This is a genomic window from uncultured Microbacterium sp., assembly GCF_963521695.1.
Taxonomy (GTDB): domain Bacteria; phylum Actinomycetota; class Actinomycetes; order Actinomycetales; family Microbacteriaceae; genus Microbacterium.
On record NZ_CAUQWC010000051.1, the window covers coordinates 1 to 17,310 of the forward strand.

The window sequence follows — 17,310 nt, forward strand, 5'->3', positions numbered from 1 at the left end:
ACGCTGTCGGGCGCACCCGACGCGGTGCGCGCCGCGCGCGGGCTCGTCGACGAGTTGCTCTCGATGACCCGCTCCGGCCAGGGCCTGGATCCGTCCGACGTGTCGAGCTCGAACCGCATGCTGCGCTCCGACGGAGGCCCGCGCCCCTCCGAGGTCATGGGCGAGGCGATCCTGTCGTCGCGCGGCAAGGTCATCCGCCCCAAGACCGCGGGGCAGAAAGAGTACGTCGACGCGATCGACGAGAACACGATCGTCTTCGGCATCGGTCCCGCCGGTACCGGTAAGACGTACCTGGCGATGGCCAAGGCCGTGCAGGCGCTGCAGCGCAAAGAGGTCAACCGCATCATCCTCACGCGTCCCGCCGTCGAGGCGGGGGAGCGGCTCGGCTTCCTCCCGGGCACCCTCACCGACAAGATCGATCCGTACCTGCGGCCGCTGTACGACGCGCTCAACGAGATGATGGACCCCGACATCGTCCCGAAGCTCATGGCCACGGGCACCATCGAGGTCGCCCCGCTGGCCTACATGCGCGGTCGCACGCTGAACGACTCGTTCGTCGTGCTCGACGAGGCGCAGAACACCACGCCCGAGCAGATGAAGATGTTCCTCACGCGTCTCGGATTCGGCACGCGCATGGTCGTGACCGGCGACATCACCCAGGTCGACCTGCCCCAGGGCGCCTCGGGACTCCGTCTGGTCACCCGGGTCCTCGACGACATCGACGACATCCACTTCTCGCGCCTCACCAGCGCCGACGTCGTGCGCCACAACCTCGTCGGCCGCATCGTCGACGCCTACAGCGAGTACGACGAGAAACGCCTCGCGGCGCGTCGCGAGCGCGACGAGGCCAGTGAGTTCGCCACCCGTGCGGAGCGACGCGGCCAGAGCGCCGCCGGCCCCCGCGATCACCTCCCGAGACGAAACCGCTCATGACGATCGAGATCAACAACGAGTCCGACCACCAGATCGACGAGCAGGTGCTCCTGCGCCTGATGGAGTACAACCTGGCCGAGCTGCACGTCAGCGCCGACGCCGACGTGGCGATCGTGCTCGTCGACGAGGGCGCCATGGAGTCCCTCCACGTGCAGTGGATGGACGAGCCCGGACCCACCGACGTGCTGAGTTTCCCCATGGACGAACTGCGCCCGGGATCCGAAGACGCGCCGACTCCCGCAGGGCTCCTCGGAGACATCGTCCTGTGTCCCGCGGTCGCCGAGACCCAGGCGGTCGCGGCCAAGCACTCCACGCAAGACGAGCTGATCCTCCTCACCACGCACGGCCTGCTGCACCTCCTCGGCTTCGATCACGCCGAACCCGACGAGGAGCGCGAGATGTTCGGACTGCAGCGCGAGCTCATCACCGGTTTCCAGGCCGTCGAGCGCCACCGCCGCGCATGACCGAGGCGCTGCTCCTCGTCGCCGCCTTCCTGCTCGTCGCCTTCGGCGGCTTGATGGCGGCGTTCGAGGCGGCCCTGGGGGTGACGTCCCGCACCGATCTGCTCGAGCTCGGCGTCTCCGGACGCAACGCACGAGCGTTGCGGCGCATCGCCGACGACACCAACGCGCACGTCACGGCTGTCTCCTTCATCCGCGTCCTCGCGGAGACGACCGCCGCGGTGCTCGTGGCCGCCGCCTTCATGCTGATGTTCGACGACATCCTGCTCGCCGTGATCGCCGCGGCGGTGCTGATGACCGGCATCTCGTTCGTGGCCGTCGGCGCGAGCCCTCGATCGGTCGGCCGCCAGCACGCGCGGGGGCTCCTGACCGGCGGTGCTCCCGTCGTGCGCGGCATGCGCATCCTGTTGGGCCCGCTCGCGCACGGCCTGGTGGCGGTGGGAAACCGTGTCACCCCCGGCATCTCGCACTCGACCTCGTTCGCGTCGGAGGAGCAGCTGCTCAGCATCATCGACGAGGCGGCCGAGAACGAGCTCATCGAGCAGGACGACCGGGAGCTCATCCACTCCGTCTTCGACTTCACCGACCGCTACGTTCGCGAGGTGATGGTCCCGCGCACCGACATGGTCAGCGTAGATGCCACGGCCACCTCCCGCGAGGCGCTGTCGCTGTTCCTCGAGAAGGGCGTCTCGCGCGTGCCGCTCGCCGACGACGAGGCCGACGACGTCGTCGGCATGCTCTACCTCAAAGACCTCGTGCAGTACGGCTTCCGTGACGAGGCCGGTTGGCGTGACGCGCCCATCCGCCGCATCGCCCGACCGGCGGTCTTCGTCCCCGAATCGATGAAGGCCGAGACGCTGCTGCAGCAGATGAAGAAGGATGCCGTGCACGTGTGCCTCGTCGTCGACGAGTACGGCGGCGTCGCGGGCCTGGTCACGATGGAAGACCTCATCGAGGAGCTCGTCGGCGAGATCGCCGACGAGTACGACGCCCCCTCCACCGAGGTCGTCGAGCTGGGCGACGGGCGCTACCGCGTCAACGCCCGGCTCGGGCTCGACGAGGTCGGCGACCTCTTCGGTCTCGAACTCGACGACGACGACGTCGACTCGGTCGGCGGGCTGCTGGGCAAGGCCCTCGGCCGCATCCCGCAGCCGGGCGCCACCGCCGAACACTCCGGTCTCGTCCTCACCGGCGGCGCATCCCGCGGCCGCAACCGGGGAATCGCCACGGTCATCGTGGAGCGTGCCGAGACCCCCGCAGACGAAGACGCCGAGGCCGACGCCTCCGCGCGCGAGAGGAACGACAGATGAGCGACACCCGATCCGGTTTCGTGACCTTCGTGGGGCGGCCGAACGTCGGCAAGTCCACGCTGACCAACGCCCTCGTCGGCGAGAAGGTCGCCATCACGAGCGAGAAGCCGCAGACCACGCGACGTGCCATCCGCGGGATCGTGAACCGTCCCGGTGGCCAGCTCGTCGTCGTTGACACCCCCGGCATCCATCGTCCGCGGACCCTCCTCGGCCAGCGCCTCAACGACCTCGTGGAGCAGGTGCTGGGCGATGTCGACGTCATCGCGTTCTGCGCGCCGGCGACCGAGAAGGTCGGGCCCGGAGATCGCCGGATCGCGGAGTCGCTCTCGGGCTACCCCCGGGCGAAGAAGGTCGCGCTGGTGACCAAGACCGACGCCGCCTCGCGCGATCAGATCACCGAGCGGCTCCTCGAGGTCGATGCGTTGCGTGAGGACTGGGATGCCGTCATCCCGCTGTCGGCCGTCACGAACGACCAGCTCGACGTGCTGTGCGACGAGCTGTTGGCGCTCATGCCCGTGGGTCCCGCGCTGTACGCCGAGGGCGTCGTCACCGACGAGACGCTCGAGGATCGCATCGCCGAGATCATCCGCGAGGCGGCGCTGCACGGCGTGCGCGACGAACTCCCGCACTCGATCGCGGTGACCATCGACGACGTCGCCCCGCGCGAAGACAGCGACCTGACCGACGTCTGGGCGAACATCGTCGTCGAGCGCGACAGCCAGAAGGCGATCATCATCGGCCGCAAGGGCTCGCGCCTCGCCGACGTCGGCGCCCGTGCGCGCGCCGGCATCGAACCCCTCGTGGGCGGACGGGTCTACCTCTCGCTGCACGTCCGCGTGGCCAAGGAGTGGCAGCGCGACCCCAAGCAGCTCGGGCGCCTCGGATTCTGACCCGACCGCGAACCCCGAACGCGAACCCCGAAGAGCGAGCATGACGAAAGGCGTGACCATGGCGATGAGGTGGACGGCCCCCGCTCCGGGCCCGATCGAGACGTGGACCTTCGACGAGGTCGACACCCCCGCACCCGGGCCCGGCGAGGTCACGGTGCGCGTCCGCGCGGCGGGTATCAACCCCGCGGATGCCAAGCACGTCGCCACCGCGCGTCCCGGGGCCGAATTCCCCGTGCCCATCGGCTACGAGTTGTCGGGCGAGGTGACCGCCGTCGGCCCCGACGCCATCGGCGGATCGGGCCCCCTCGCCGTGGGTGACGAGGTCGTCGCATTCCGTGTGCAGGGCGCCTACGCCACCGAGCTCACCGTGCCCTCGCGCGATGTGTTCGCCAAGCCCGCGCCCCTCTCCCACGCCGAGGCCGCGAACCTGCTGCTGGCCGGAACGACGGCCGCCGAGATGATCCAGGTCACCCGGGTCGTCGAGGGCGAGACCGTGCTGCTGCACGCGGCATCCGGGGCCGTCGGCGTGAGCCTCCTGCAGCAGGCCCGCGAGCTGGGGGTGCGGGTCATCGGGACGGTGGGTCCGAATGCCGAGGAGTCGGCCGAACGAGTTCGACGCTACGGGGGCATCCCGGTGGCGTACGGCGAGGGGCTCCGCGAGCGGGTCGAACAGGCGGCCTCGGGTGCGCCGATCGCCGCCGCCTGGGATGCCGTGGGCACCGATGAGGCCATCGGGGTCTCGCTCGACCTCGTCGCCGAGCGCGACCGTATTGTCACCATCGTGAGCCCCGATCGTGCGAAGGTCGACGGGTTCCTGTGGATCGCGGGTTCGCGACCCGAGAGCGCGCGCTTCCGCGACATCGCGCGGGCACGCGTGCTCGAGCTGGCGGCATCCGGAGTTCTCGAGGTGCCCGTGGCCCGCACGTACCCGCTGGCGGACGCGGTCGAGGCCGTGGGCTTCGTCATGAACGGACACCCGGGCGGTAAGGTGGCGCTGCTGCCGTGAGCAGCGCTGCGGTTCGGTGGGGGAGGCGGAGTATCCGCATGGCTGTCGTTGAATTCCCTGACGGGGAGGAACGAGCGGGCCGCACCAACAGCTGTGGTTACTGAGATTCTCGACACGATCGCGACGGCCACGTGCGCCGACTCGATCATGAGATATCGGGAACCCCGCCGGAAGCAGAGGTGCGCGACACCTTCACCGGCCTGGCAACCGTCATTCCGTCAAGTTGGAGGGAATGACGATGATCAGGCCGGCAAAGATCTTCCTGTTCAGATGGTAGTAACGAGGGAGCAGCCGTCGCCGTAGGCGTGGCCGTGGACGCCGATGAGCGTGGCAATGGGGCGGGATACCGGGACGACGGTGGGTGTCGATACGGTCCCGACACTGAGTGATGTGCGTCCCCAGGCGAGGAAGGTGCCGTCGCTCTTAAGTGCGTACGATGCAGATGGTGCCGTCGTGATCTGTGTGACGTTGTCGATTCCGGGAACCTGTGCCGGGAAGTATGACGCCGTTGTGCCGTTGCGTCCCAGCTGACCGGACTCGTTGCGGCCCCAGGACCACACGGTGCCGTCGTTCTTCAACGCCAGGTAGTTCGCTCCGTAGTAGTCCGCGTTCGCGGAACCACCCGCCATCGCGGTGATGCCGGACAGTCCGAGAACCTTCACGGGGGCGGTCTGCTCCGTCGTCGTCCCATCGGCCAGCTCACCTTCCGTGTTGCGGCCCCATGTCCACACCGTGCCGTCCTCTAGCAAGGCAGCCGCCGTGAGTCCGACGTAGTTGAGGACCTGAATCGCACGAGCAGGCAACGGTACTTGGGCCAACGGAACGGGGCTCGTCGTCAAGCCCACACCACCTCGTCCAAACGTGTTTCTGCCCTGGAACCAAACGGTGCCGTCGCTCTTCAGCGCATGCAGCGCGTACCCGCCCGACTGAATCTGTGTGACGTTATCCAGCCCCTGGAACACCACTGGCGACGTTCGGTCCGTCGTGGTGCCATCACCCAACTGCCCATCACCGTTCGTTCCCCAGCCGACGATCGTGCCGTCCTTCTTCAGGATGTATACGGAGTTAGCGCTGCCCTGAGAGCCCGACACCCGTGCGGCATTGGTGATCTCCGGCATGACCTCCCAATTGGGGCCGTTCTTCCATACCGACCCATCCGCAGCACCGCAATCTGCCACAGTGGTTGATAGTCAACCACCGGCGAGGGGAACACCCGCGCAGCCTGCGACAACACCCCGCCCGACGCAGTCACCAACAGATTCGCACCCAGCACCGACACCGTCTCGGATGCCGCAGTGCCCCCCGACAGAGCGGTGAGGGTGACCGTCTTGCCTGGCGTCGCCCAGGGAGCGGCGAGATCGAGCGTGGTAGAGAACTGGCCTGAACCGTTCGTCGTCCCCGTCGCGGGGGCTAACACGCTCCCATCCGGACCCAGCAGACTCACCACCTGACCCGCAAGCGGACTTCCCAGGTGATCGCGCACCGTCACGACCACCGGCGTCACACCACTGGCCGCCACCTGGTTGTTCGGCACCGACAGCGACACCTGATTGGCATCCGACGCCGCACTCGCAGGGGCCGTGGCCACCAGGCTGATCGCGGGAACACTCCACGCTGCCGCTCCCAACACGGTGCGACGCGCCACGCCTGCAGGGGCCATCGAATGCCCGGTCACGGTACGAGATTTCATGAACGACCTCCAGGTAGGGCGCGACAGCACCAGCCACTTCTGCTCGACACCGTGACATCCCGGAGCCTGGCCCGATTCGCCCCTTTCCTGAGCGAGCGGGAATCTACGGCACACCGCGCAGCGATTCACCCGACACATCGCCCCTCAGGTCACCTTCACCGGGATGTCGAGTCCACCGCGCCCGGTTGCCAGGACTCACGCCGACGAAGCAAGGCCCCGCGCACGACACTGCTACGATCGCTCCATGCGCTTCGGTGGCCTGCTTCTTCTTAGTCGCCGCGACGAGTCCTCGATCTAAGGGCCTTCCTCGTCGCGGAGATCGTCGTCGGCCCCACCGAACGAATCTAAAGAAGCGACACATCATGAAGAACACCCAGAAGCCCACCTCCGCTCCGGTGCACAAGTACCGTCCGTTCCACGAGCAGATCCGCGTCGAACTGCCCGACCACACGTGGCCGTCGAAGCGCATCGAGGCCGCCCCCCGCTGGTGCGCCGTCGATCTGCGCGACGGCAACCAGGCCCTCATCGATCCGATGAGCCCCGAGCGCAAGCGCGTGATGTTCGAGCTGCTCGTGAAGATGGGCTACAAAGAGATCGAGGTCGGGTTCCCGAGCGCGAGCCAGACCGACTTCGACTTCGTCCGCCAGCTCATCGACGACGGTCTGATCCCCGACGACGTGACGATCCAGGTGCTGACGCAGGCGCGCGAGCACCTCATCGCCCGCACGTACGAGGCGATCGCCGGCGCGAAGCAGGCCATCGTGCACCTCTACAACTCCACGTCGGTGCTGCAGCGCGAGGTCGTGTTCCGCACCGACGAACAGGGCATCGTCGACATCGCCCTCGAGGGCGCGCGCCTGTGCAAGCAGTACGAGGCGACGGTCCCCGAGACCGAGGTGTTCTACGAGTACTCGCCCGAGAGCTACACCGGCACCGAGCTGGAGTTCGCGCTGCGCATCTGCAACGAGGTGCTCGAGGTCTTCCAGCCGACGCCCGAGCGCAAGGTCATCCTGAACCTGCCCGCCACGGTCGAAATGGCCACCCCGAATGTCTACGCCGACTCGATCGAGTGGATGTCGCGTCACCTGAACCACCGCGAGAACGTCATCCTGTCGCTGCACCCGCACAACGACCGCGGCACCGCCGTGGCCGCGGCGGAGCTCGGGTATATGGCCGGCGCCGACCGCATCGAGGGATGCCTCTTCGGCAACGGTGAGCGCACCGGCAACGTCGACCTGGTGGCCCTGGGCATCAACCTGCTGACGCAGGGCATCGACCCGCAGATCGACTTCAGCGACATCGACCAGGTCAAGCGCACCGTCGAGTACTGCAATCAGCTGCCGGTGCCCGAGCGCAGCCCGTGGGCCGGCGACCTGGTGTTCACCGCGTTCAGCGGTTCGCATCAGGATGCCATCAAGAAGGGCTTCGAGGCGATGGAGGCCCGCGCGGCCTCCGAGGGCAAGACCGTCGACGAGATCGAGTGGGCCGTTCCCTACCTGCCCATCGACCCGAAAGACCTCGGTCGCTCCTACGAGGCCGTCATCCGCGTCAACTCGCAGTCGGGCAAGGGCGGCGTCGCCTACCTGCTGAAGGCCGATCACGCGATCGACCTGCCGCGCAAGCTCCAGATCGAGTTCTCGGGTGTCGTGCAGGCCCGCACCGACGCCGAGGGCGGCGAGGTATCGAGCGCGCAGATCTGGGACATCTTCACCGACGAGTACCTGCCGTCGAAGAACGACGACCAGCGCTGGGGTCGGTTCGAACTGCTGTCTACCCGCTCGTCGAGCGACATGTCGGGCGATGTGCACCTCGACGTCTCGCTGCGCGACAGCGAGACCGTGCACCCCGCGTCGGCGGTCGGCAACGGTCCGGTCGCGGCGTTCCTCGAGATCGTGCGCGCTCAGGGGTTCGACGTGACCCTCTACGACTACGTCGAGCACGCCCTGAGCTCCGGTGGTGACGCGCAGGCGGCGGCTTACGTCGAGCTGCAGGTCGACGACCAGCGCCTGTGGGGCGTCGGCGTCGACGGCGACATCTCGACCGCCTCGCTCAAGGCCATCGTCTCGGGCGTCAACCGCGCGATCCGCACCCGTCACGAGGCCGACACCCTCGCCTCCGTGTGAGCCGATCGAAGCGCCGTCGACCCGGGGTCGGCGGCGCTTCGGCGTGAACGGGAACGATGCGAGGATGAAGCCGTGATCCGCGTCGACGCCCTCTACCGCTATCCCGTGAAGGGCTTCACGCCCGAGAAGCGCGACAGCCTCGTCATCCAGGACGACGGCCGTGTGCAGGGCGATCGCGCCCTGGTGTTCCGCTTCGCCGACGCCCTGGAGCCGGCGGACGCCACCTTCCCCAAGAGCCGCGGGCTTGCGCTGATGACGTTTCCCACCCTGGCCCGGGTCGACCTCGCCTTCGACGACCAGGCGAAGACGCTGCGGCTGCGCGTCGACGACATCGACCTCACCGCCGACCTCAGCGATGAAGGCCGTACGCGCCTCAGCGAAGCGGTGACGGCCTATCTCCGCACGACCAGTGACGCGAAGCTGCTCGACGCCGACGGCATCCTTCCGCTCGGACTGCTGGGCGACGGCGTCACCGCCCGCTTCCAGGACCGGCCGCGCGGATACGTCTCGCTGCACGGCAGCACATCGGTCGACGCTCTGGATGCCACCGTGCCGGCGCCCGTCGACGATCGGCGGTTCCGTTCGAACATCGTCGTCGGCGGCACAGCCGCGTGGGCGGAGCTCGAGTGGCGCGATCGCCTGCGTATCGGCGAGGTGGAGTTCGAGGTGCAGAAGCCGATCGAGCGCTGTGCGGCGATCGCTGCCAACCCCGACACGGGGGTGCGCGATGCCCGGCTTCTGCGCGTGCTCACGACCGAGTTCGCCCAGGACGAGCCGACCCTCGGCATCCTGCTCCTTCCCCTCGACGGCGGCGGCACGATCCGCACGGGCGACGAGGTCACGCCTTCCGCCTGACCTGCGCGTGAGAGGTCAGGCATCGCAAACCCTCGCGGGAGTCGCCGAGAGTCGTCGCTCCTGCAGGCGGGGAAGCGACGAATTCCGGCGACTCGCGCGGAGAGAGTCCCCGAAGTCACTCCGGGTCGTCGGTGCGGATGATCGGGATGCCGGTGGTCTCGACCGCGACCTTGCGGCGGTGGAGCTTGCGCTGCTCGGGGAGCGACAGGTCGAACAGCACGGCCAGCACACGGATGACGGTGGTGACCGCGACGCCGATGACGGCCGCGATCGGCAGGGGCAGGCCGAAGGCGGCCGTCGTCGCCAGCACCGCGCAGCCGCCCCCGGCGGCGACGGCGTAGAGCGAGCCGACGTGCATGATCGCAACGGGAAGGCCCATCAGCACGTCGCGGAGCACGCTGCCGCCGACCGCGGCGAGCACGCCGACGAAGATCGCCGGCACGGCCGGCATCCCGAGCGCCAGCGCTTTCGAGGTGCCGAACGCGCCGAACAGGCCGATGACAACGGCGTCGAGCAGGACGATCGCTCGATTCAGACGCTGGAAGATGCCCGACAGCAGCATCCCCACGATCGAGGCGAGGGTAGCGGTGATGAGATACCAGTTGCTCTGCAGGGTGGCCGGGGTCAACCCCAGCAGCAGGTCGCGGATGAGTCCGCCGCCCATCCCCAGCAGGATGCCGATGATCGCCACGCCCAGCAGGTCGAGGCGCCGTTGCCCCTGGAAGCCCGAGGCGAACAGCGCACCCTGCACACCGCCGAGGGCGACGGCGGTGAGATCCGCCCACAGGGGGATGACGAAGGTCGGCGTGTCCACGGCATCCATTCTCCCGCCCGGTGCCGGCGTTCGCGGGCCGCGCGCCGCGCAGGCCGCACGCAGCGGTCGAGGACGATAATGGACTGTGCCCACCTACCGCGACGAGGTCGTGGTCCTGCGTACCCACAAACTCGGGGAGGCGGACCGCATCCTCACCCTGCTCAGCCGCCGCAACGGCAAGATCCGCGCGGTCGCCAAGGGTGTGCGCCGCACCTCCTCGAAGTTCGGGTCGCGGCTCGAACCGTTCATGGTCGCAGACGTGCAACTCGCCAGGGGACGCAACCTCGACATCGTTCAGCAGGCGGAGTCGCTCGGCTCGTACGGCGCCGACATCGTGGCGAACTACGACGTCTACACCACCGCCAGCGCCATGGTGGAGACCGCCGACCGTCTCAACGAGGCCGAGGCGACCCCCCAGCAGTACCTGCTGCTGGTCGGCGGCCTCCGTTCCCTCGCCCGGGGCGAGCACCCCGAGCGGAGCGTCCTCGACTCGTACCTGCTGCGCGCGATGGCCCTCTCGGGCTGGGCGCCGGGGCTGACCGAGTGCGCTCGTTGCGGCACGGTCGGCGATCACGACTACTTCCTGCCGCAGCTCGGCGGCGTGATCTGCTCGACCTGCGCCCCGGCGGGTTCGCCGCGCGTCGCTCGCGACACGGTCGACATGCTCCGCGCGCTGATGGCGGGGGAGTGGGAGACCATCGACGCCGCCCCCGGTCGCACGACGGCGGCGGCCTCGGGCCTCGTCGCCGCCTACGCGCAGTTCCACCTGGAGCGCGGCATCCGTTCCCTCCCGCACCTGGAGTCGTATCGATGACACCGAAGCCGTTCACGCACCGCGACGCCGTGCCCTATCGCCCGCTGGACTGGACCGGGGAGTACCCGCCGTCGTACCCGCGGGGCGCGGTGCCCGAGCACGTCGCCATCGTCATGGACGGCAACGGCCGATGGGCCAACCGCCAGGGTCTCACCCGCGTCGAGGGGCACCGGGCGGGCGAGGCGGCGCTGCTCGACGTGGTCGCCGGCGCCATCCAGGCCGGTGTGAAACACCTGTCGGTCTACGCCTTCTCGACCGAGAACTGGTCGCGCTCACCCGACGAGGTGCGTTTTCTCATGGGCTTCAACCGCGAGGTGCTGCACCGCCGGCGCGACCAGCTCAACGAATGGGGCGTGCGCATCCGCTGGTCGGGCCGCAAGCCCCGCCTGTGGGGCTCCGTCATCAAGGAACTGCAGCATGCCGAGCGACTGACCGAAGGCAATTCCACCCTCACCCTCACGATGTGCGTCAACTACGGCGGACGGATCGAGATCGTGGATGCCATGCGCCGCATCGGTGACGACATCGCCGCGGGCCGTCTCAAGCCCTCGGCGGTGACCGAGAAGCTGATCCGCAAGAACCTCTACCAGCCCGACATGCCCGACGTCGACCTGTTCGTCCGCTCCAGCGGCGAGCAGCGCACGTCGAACTTCCTGCTGTGGGAGTCGGCGTACGCCGAGATGGTGTTCCTCGACACGCTCTGGCCCGACTTCCGCCGCACGCACCTCTGGGACGCGATCGGGCTGTACCTGTCGCGCGACCGCCGCTTCGGTGGTGCGGTCGACACTCCGACCGCGTGACGGATGCCGCGAACGGAATAGATCCACCATCGAAGGGGTTGCACGCGATATGACGGATGCCATCAAGATCGACGTGTGGAGCGACATCGCCTGCCCCTGGTGCTACATCGGCAAGCGGAACCTCGAGAACGGCCTGGCCGCCACGGCCGCCGACGACGACGCCCCGGTCGTCGAGATCGAGTACCACTCGTTCGAGCTCTCGCCCGACACCCCCGAGGACTTCGACGGGGGAGAGGTCGATTACCTCTCGCAGCACAAGGGCATCTCGCCGGAGTCGGCGCGGGAGATGCTCGACCGGGTCACCGGCGTCGCCGCCGACGCGGGGCTGACCTACCGCTTCGATCTGCTCAAGCACACCAACACCGTCAAGGCGCATGAGCTACTGCACTTCGCGAAAGAGAACGGGCGTCAGCTCGAACTCGCCGAGATCCTCATGTCGGCGTACTTCCTCGAGGGCAAGCACGTCGGGCGCGACGACGATCTCGTGCAGCTCGCCGTCGCCGCGGGACTGGACGAAGACGCCGCACGCGACGCCCTCGCGTCGCAGCGCTACCGTTCCGCGGTGCGCGCCGACCAGGCTCAGGCGCAGCAATTCGGTATCACGGGCGTTCCGTTCTTCGTCATCGACGGCAAGTACGGCGTGAGCGGTGCACAGCCGGTCGAGGCGTTCACGCAGATCGCCCGTCAGGTATGGGGCGAGCGTCGCGAGGCATCCGCGACCGCCGACGCCTGATCCCTCCTCCACAGCGGTGTCCGCCGCCGGTCCGACCGGCGTGGGCACCGCTGTCGCACGACGTCTGGGAGAATGAAACGATGACCACGGCAACGGCCCCGGCGCGGACCCTTCGCATCGGAAACATCGAGCTCGACGCTCCGGTCGTCCTCGCGCCCATGGCCGGCATCACGAACACCGCGTTCCGCCGCCTCTGTCGCGAATACGGAGCCGGCCTCTACGTGAGCGAGATGATCACGACCCGCGCGCTCGTCGAACGCAACGACACCACGATGCGGCTCATCCGTCACCACGAGTCCGAGACGCCGCGTTCGATTCAGCTCTACGGCGTCGACCCCGCCACCGTCGAAGCGGCCGTGCGCCTCATCGTCGACGAAGACCACGCCGACCACATCGACCTCAACTTCGGGTGCCCCGTGCCGAAGGTCACCCGCCGCGGCGGCGGTGCCGCGCTGCCGTGGAAGACCTCGCTCTTCCGCGACATCGTGGAGCGGGCCGTGCGTGCCGCCGGCAGCACGCCGCTGACGATCAAGATGCGAAAGGGCATCGACGCCGATCACCTCACCTATCTCGAGGCCGGTCGCATCGCCGAGGGTGCCGGGGTGGCATCCATCGCCCTGCACGCCCGCACGGCGAGCGAGTTCTACTCGGGCCACGCCGACTGGTCGGCCATCGCGAAGCTCAAAGAGACCGTCACGAGCGTCCCGGTCCTCGGCAACGGCGACATCTGGTCGGCCGACGATGCCGTGCGCATGATGGCCGAGACCGGCTGCGACGGCGTCGTGGTGGGTCGCGGCTGCCTCGGCCGCCCCTGGCTCTTCGGCGATCTCGCCCGCGCGCTCGGCGGCCCCGATGCCGCTCACGGCGCACCGGTCGACGCCACCCTCGGGTTCGTCGCTCGGGCCTTCCGCCGACACGCGGAGCTGCTGGTCGAGTTCTTCGACGACGAGGGCCGCGGATGCCGTGACATCCGCAAGCACGTCGCCTGGTACTTCAAGGGGTATCCCGTTGGCGGTGAGCTGCGGGCGAGCCTCGCGACGGCATCGACCCTCGACGAGTTCGACGACCTGCTCGCCACGATGGAACTCGACGCCCCGTACCCCGGGGCCGCGGCCGAGGGCCAGCGCGGTCGTGCCGGCACCCCCAAGCGTCCGGCGCTCCCCGACGGATGGCTCGCCTCGCGCGAGATCGGCGACGACGCCGGGCGTGCCCTGGCCGACGCGGAGCTGGACCACAGCGGTGGCTGAGGTCGCGGTGACCGCCGCCCGACCCCTCGGGTACGACGACGCCGACGCCGCGCGTTTCCACGTCGAGAAGCACCGCTCGCAGCGCGACGACTTCGCCCGCGACCGCGCCCGCGTGCTGCACTCCGCAGCTCTCCGCCGCCTCGCCGCCAAGACCCAGGTGCTGAGCCCGGCGAGCCCCGCCGACTTCGCCCGCAACCGGCTCACGCACTCGCTCGAGGTGGCCCAGGTCGGCCGCGAGCTCGCGACCGCCCTGCAGCTGTCGCCCGACGTCGTCGACACGGCCTGCTTGAGTCATGACCTCGGTCACCCGCCGTTCGGGCACAACGGCGAACGCGCGCTCAACGAGTGGGCGGAAGACATCGGGGGGTTCGAGGGCAACGCGCAGACGCTTCGCATCCTCACCCGGCTCGAACCCAAGGTCTTCGGCGCCGACGGTCGACCGTTCGGTCTCAACCTCACCCGGTCGAGCCTCGACGCCACCTGCAAGTACCCGTGGACGGCCGACGAGCCCGTCCCCGATCCGGGCGGGCGCCTCAAGTTCGGCGTGTACCCCGACGACGAACCGGTCTTCCACTGGATGCGTGGCGGAGCGCCCGCCCGCCAGCGGTGCATCGAGGCCGAGGCCATGGATCTCTCCGACGACATCGCCTATTCGGTGCACGATTTCGAAGACGCGGTCGTCAACCGCTACGTCGACCCCGCGCGTCTGGCATCCCGGGTCGGCCGCGAGGGGCTGCTCGACGCCATCCAGCGCTGGGTGGGGTACGACTTCGTGCGCGACGATCTCGATGCCGGGCTCGAGCGGCTCATGGCCATGCCGGAATGGATCCCGTCGTTCGACGGCACGCGTCCCGCACTCGCACGCTTGAAGAACCTCACCTCCGACCTCATCGGCCGCTTCGCGCGTGCCGCCACCGCCGCCACCCGCGAGGCGTACCCCGCCGACCAGCTCACGCGTTACCGGGCGCACGTCGTCGTCCCCGCCGCCGTCGAGGTCGAGATGGCGGTGCTGAAGGGCATCATCGGCGCCACCGTCGTCTCGATCGACGGCCGCAAGGTGCTCTACCGCGAGCAGCGCAACGTGCTGAAGCGACTGGCATCCGCGATGTGGGAGAACCCCGGTGCGCTCGACGCGCTGCACGCACCCGACTTCGCCGCGGCCGCCGACGACACCGCCCGTCGCCGCGTGGTGGTCGACCAGGTGGCGAGTCTGACGGACCAACTGGCGATCGCGTGGCACGGCCGGCTCGTCGGCGACGTGGATGCCGCCGAACTCGGCGTGTGGGCACCCGGCGCCCGCGTAGCGCGAGCGGATGTCTGATGGCCCGCATCCGCCAGGCCGACGTCGACGAGGTGAAGGCGCGGGTCAACATCGCCGACGTGATCGGTGAACGCGTGGCGCTGAAGCCTGCCGGCGTCGGGTCGATGAAGGGCCTGTGCCCCTTCCACGACGAGCGGTCCCCGAGCTTCAACGTGCGCCCGCAGGTCGGGTACTACCACTGCTTCGGGTGTGGCGAGTCGGGCGACGTCTACTCGTTCCTTCGTGCGCTGGACCACGTGTCGTTCACCGAGGCGGTCGAGCGCATGGCCGCGCGCGTCGGCTTCACCCTGCACTACGAAGACGGGGGAGCAGCCCCCGAGACCACCGGACGCTCGCGGCTGTACGCCGCAAATGCGGCCGCGGCCGAGTACTTCCGCTCCCAGCTCATGACCCCCGAGGCCGAGATCGGGCGACGCTTCCTCGGCGACCGCGGCTTCGACGCGGGAGCGGCGGCCCACTTCGGCGTCGGCTACGCCCCGAAGGGGTGGTCGAATCTCTTCGACCATCTGACGGCGCAGAAGTTCTCGCGCGACGAGCTCGAGAAGGCGGGGCTGGTGTCGACAAACCAACGCGGGGGAGTCTACGACCGCTTCCGCGGGCGGCTGATCTGGCCCATCCGCGATGTGACGGGCCAGGTGATCGGCTTCGGTGCCCGCAAGCTGTTCGACGATGACCAGGGCCCGAAGTACCTCAACACCCCCGAGACGCTGATCTACAAGAAGTCGCAGGTCCTGTACGGCCTCGATTTAGCCAAGCGCGACATCTCACGATCGCACCGGGTGGTCGTCGTCGAGGGGTACACCGACGTCATGGCCTGCCACCTCGCGGGGGTCACCACGGCGATCGCCTCGTGCGGCACGGCCTTCGGCACCGATCACATCACGGTGCTCCGTCGCGTCATGGGCGACGACAGCTCGTCGGGCGAGGTCGTCTTCACCTTCGACCCCGACGCCGCGGGGCAGAAGGCGGCGTTGCGCGCTTTCGCCGACGAGAAGCGCTTCGCGGCGCAGACATACGTGGCCGTCGCCCCCGAGGGACTCGACCCCTGCGATCTGCGCCTGCAGAGGGGCGACGGCGCCGTGCGCGCGCTCATGGAGAACAAGAACCCGATGTTCGAGTTCGTCATCGATCAGCGCCTGAAAGACTTCGACCTCGCCAGCGTCGAGGGGCGCGCGGGCGCGCTCCGCGCGGCGGCGCCCATCGTCGCCGACATCCGCGACCCCTCCCTGCGCCCGGGATACGTCCGGGTGCTCGCCCGCCGCCTCGGGCTCGACATGCCCGAGGTGCAGGCCGCTGTCGAGCGTGCCGCGCGCGGGGCAGATCGCGCCGACCAGCGCGAGAACGCCCGCGTCGCCGAGCCCGCGCCCATCGCGGTGTCGGTCACGATGGCATCGCTGCCGAACACGCGCGATGTCGCCCTCGAGCGGGGGGCGATGATGGCGTTCCTGCAGTACGGGCACCGGATCGAGCCCGACGTGTTCCTCCGCGCGCTGCAGCTGCCGTTCGGACACCCCGCCCTCGAAGCCGTGCGCAGCTCGCTGGCATCCACCGACCTTTCGCAGCCCGGCTGGGCGGTCGCGGCCGTCGAGGCCGTGCGCGAGCCCTTCCGTTCGCTCGCCGCCGAGCTGCTGACCGCGGAGTTCCCCGCGCGCACCGAAGAGGGCGCGGTGGCCTCGGCGAACGATCTCGCCCGCGGGCTGCTGGTGCGTCAGCTGCAGCGCGAGAAAGACGACCTGCTCCGCGGCATCCAGCGCGTGCCGGCCGACTCCGAAGAGGGCCGGCGTCTGCGCCTCCGCCTTCGCGAACTGGATGCCGACAGGCAGCGCCTGATCGTCTCGTAGCGCGCCGCGCCCGCGCGAGCGGCGGCGGGGTGTCGCGCCGAGACAACGGGGCGTCGTCGCGACCGCGGGCCGTCCAAAATCACCGGGCGAGGTCTCGGAATGCGCCTGGGCTCCCGGCAGGCGTATGCCATCTCGGCACGCGCTCCCCGGGCGCGCCGTTGGCATCCCTCACCCGGGTGGGCGAGGATTGGGGGATGCCCCGGATCCTCGACACCGACGTCGTCCTCCGCACCGACGACCTCTCGCTCGCTCGCAATGGCGTGCGCGTGATCGACGGCATCACCTTCACGCTGCTGCCGGGACGGACACTGGTCGTTCGCGGAGCCACGGGAGCGGGCAAGTCGTCACTCGTGTCGCTCCTTGCGGGTCATCCCGACGACGGGCTCGGGGGCGTCGGCGGTGACGCGCGCGTGCACGGGATCGCGGCGCGGCACCCCGGCCGGGCGCGCCGCGAGTGGGTCTTCCACACCGG

At 69.2% G+C, this 17,310-nt stretch carries 17 protein-coding genes; 14 read left to right on the forward strand and 3 right to left on the reverse strand.

The features are described from left to right. From RWP81_RS05835 to RWP81_RS05855, 5 genes are all read left to right on the forward strand, one after another. Positions 1-933 (forward strand): PhoH family protein (locus RWP81_RS05835; protein WP_314453427.1); only part of this gene is annotated, 933 nt, incomplete at its 5' end. Further along, the gene (gene ybeY / locus RWP81_RS05840; protein WP_055954445.1) at positions 930-1,397 is read left to right on the forward strand and encodes an rRNA maturation RNase YbeY; all 468 of its coding nucleotides are present in this window, start codon (positions 930-932) and stop codon (positions 1,395-1,397) included. The genes RWP81_RS05835 and ybeY, both read left to right, overlap by 4 nt. Then, positions 1,394-2,704: a hemolysin family protein gene (locus tag RWP81_RS05845; protein WP_314453432.1), complete on the forward strand. Its 1,311-nt coding sequence runs from the start codon at positions 1,394-1,396 to the stop codon at positions 2,702-2,704. The genes ybeY and RWP81_RS05845 overlap by 4 nt, the downstream gene beginning before the upstream one ends. Further along, positions 2,701-3,594 carry a GTPase Era gene (gene era, locus RWP81_RS05850; RefSeq protein ID WP_314453435.1) on the forward strand — a complete coding sequence of 298 codons (894 nt, stop codon included), beginning with the start codon at positions 2,701-2,703 and terminating at the stop codon, positions 3,592-3,594. The genes RWP81_RS05845 and era overlap by 4 nt, the downstream gene beginning before the upstream one ends. 40 nt (positions 3,595-3,634) lie before the next feature. Further along, positions 3,635-4,600 carry a zinc-binding alcohol dehydrogenase family protein gene (locus RWP81_RS05855; RefSeq protein ID WP_399540552.1) on the forward strand — a complete coding sequence of 322 codons (966 nt, stop codon included), beginning with the start codon at positions 3,635-3,637 and terminating at the stop codon, positions 4,598-4,600. 266 nt (positions 4,601-4,866) lie between these two features. Here RWP81_RS05855 and RWP81_RS05860 read toward each other — a convergent pair whose 3' ends face one another. Both RWP81_RS05860 and RWP81_RS16310 read right to left on the reverse strand, forming a co-directional pair. After that, a complete protein-coding gene (locus RWP81_RS05860; protein ID WP_314453437.1) occupies positions 4,867-5,718 on the reverse strand; it encodes a hypothetical protein in 852 nt (283 codons plus the stop codon). Next, the gene (locus tag RWP81_RS16310; RefSeq protein ID WP_399540553.1) at positions 5,649-6,428 is read right to left on the reverse strand and encodes an Ig-like domain-containing protein; all 780 of its coding nucleotides are present in this window, start codon (positions 6,426-6,428) and stop codon (positions 5,649-5,651) included. Before RWP81_RS16310 ends, RWP81_RS05860 begins: the two co-directional genes overlap by 70 nt. Before the next feature lie 224 nt (positions 6,429-6,652). On the opposite strand from RWP81_RS16310, the gene leuA reads away from it, so the two are divergent. Further along, positions 6,653-8,413: a 2-isopropylmalate synthase gene (gene leuA, locus RWP81_RS05865; protein ID WP_314453439.1), complete on the forward strand. Its 1,761-nt coding sequence runs from the start codon at positions 6,653-6,655 to the stop codon at positions 8,411-8,413. 72 nt (positions 8,414-8,485) lie between these two features. Next, positions 8,486-9,268: an MOSC domain-containing protein gene (locus RWP81_RS05870; protein WP_314453442.1), complete on the forward strand. Its 783-nt coding sequence runs from the start codon at positions 8,486-8,488 to the stop codon at positions 9,266-9,268. Between the two features lie 115 nt (positions 9,269-9,383). Here the strand turns inward: RWP81_RS05870 and RWP81_RS05875 are convergent, their stop codons facing one another. Then, positions 9,384-10,082, reverse strand: a complete 699-nt coding sequence (locus tag RWP81_RS05875; protein ID WP_314453445.1) for a TRIC cation channel family protein — start codon at positions 10,080-10,082, stop codon at positions 9,384-9,386. Positions 10,083-10,167: 85 nt separating this feature from the next. Between RWP81_RS05875 and recO the strand changes: the two genes are divergently transcribed. The 7 genes from recO to RWP81_RS05910 form a co-directional block, all read left to right on the forward strand. Next, positions 10,168-10,896, forward strand: coding sequence for a DNA repair protein RecO (gene recO, locus RWP81_RS05880; protein ID WP_314453448.1), 729 nt, complete (start codon positions 10,168-10,170; stop codon positions 10,894-10,896). Beyond that, positions 10,893-11,696: an isoprenyl transferase gene (locus RWP81_RS05885; protein WP_183419795.1), complete on the forward strand. Its 804-nt coding sequence runs from the start codon at positions 10,893-10,895 to the stop codon at positions 11,694-11,696. Before recO ends, RWP81_RS05885 begins: the two co-directional genes overlap by 4 nt. Positions 11,697-11,745: 49 nt before the next feature. Beyond that, entirely contained in the window at positions 11,746-12,429 is a 684-nt protein-coding gene (locus RWP81_RS05890) for a DsbA family oxidoreductase (RefSeq protein WP_314453454.1), read from the forward strand. Between the two features lie 80 nt (positions 12,430-12,509). After that, the gene (gene dusB / locus RWP81_RS05895) at positions 12,510-13,676 is read left to right on the forward strand and encodes a tRNA dihydrouridine synthase DusB (RefSeq protein ID WP_314453457.1); all 1,167 of its coding nucleotides are present in this window, start codon (positions 12,510-12,512) and stop codon (positions 13,674-13,676) included. Next, a complete protein-coding gene (locus tag RWP81_RS05900; RefSeq protein WP_314453459.1) occupies positions 13,669-14,997 on the forward strand; it encodes a deoxyguanosinetriphosphate triphosphohydrolase in 1,329 nt (442 codons plus the stop codon). The genes dusB and RWP81_RS05900 overlap by 8 nt, the downstream gene beginning before the upstream one ends. Beyond that, positions 14,997-16,838, forward strand: coding sequence for a DNA primase (gene dnaG, locus RWP81_RS05905; protein ID WP_314453462.1), 1,842 nt, complete (start codon positions 14,997-14,999; stop codon positions 16,836-16,838). The genes RWP81_RS05900 and dnaG overlap by 1 nt, the downstream gene beginning before the upstream one ends. A gap of 194 nt (positions 16,839-17,032) precedes the next feature. Beyond that, on the forward strand, positions 17,033-17,310 hold a 278-nt coding region (locus RWP81_RS05910; protein WP_314453464.1), incomplete at its 3' end, for an ATP-binding cassette domain-containing protein.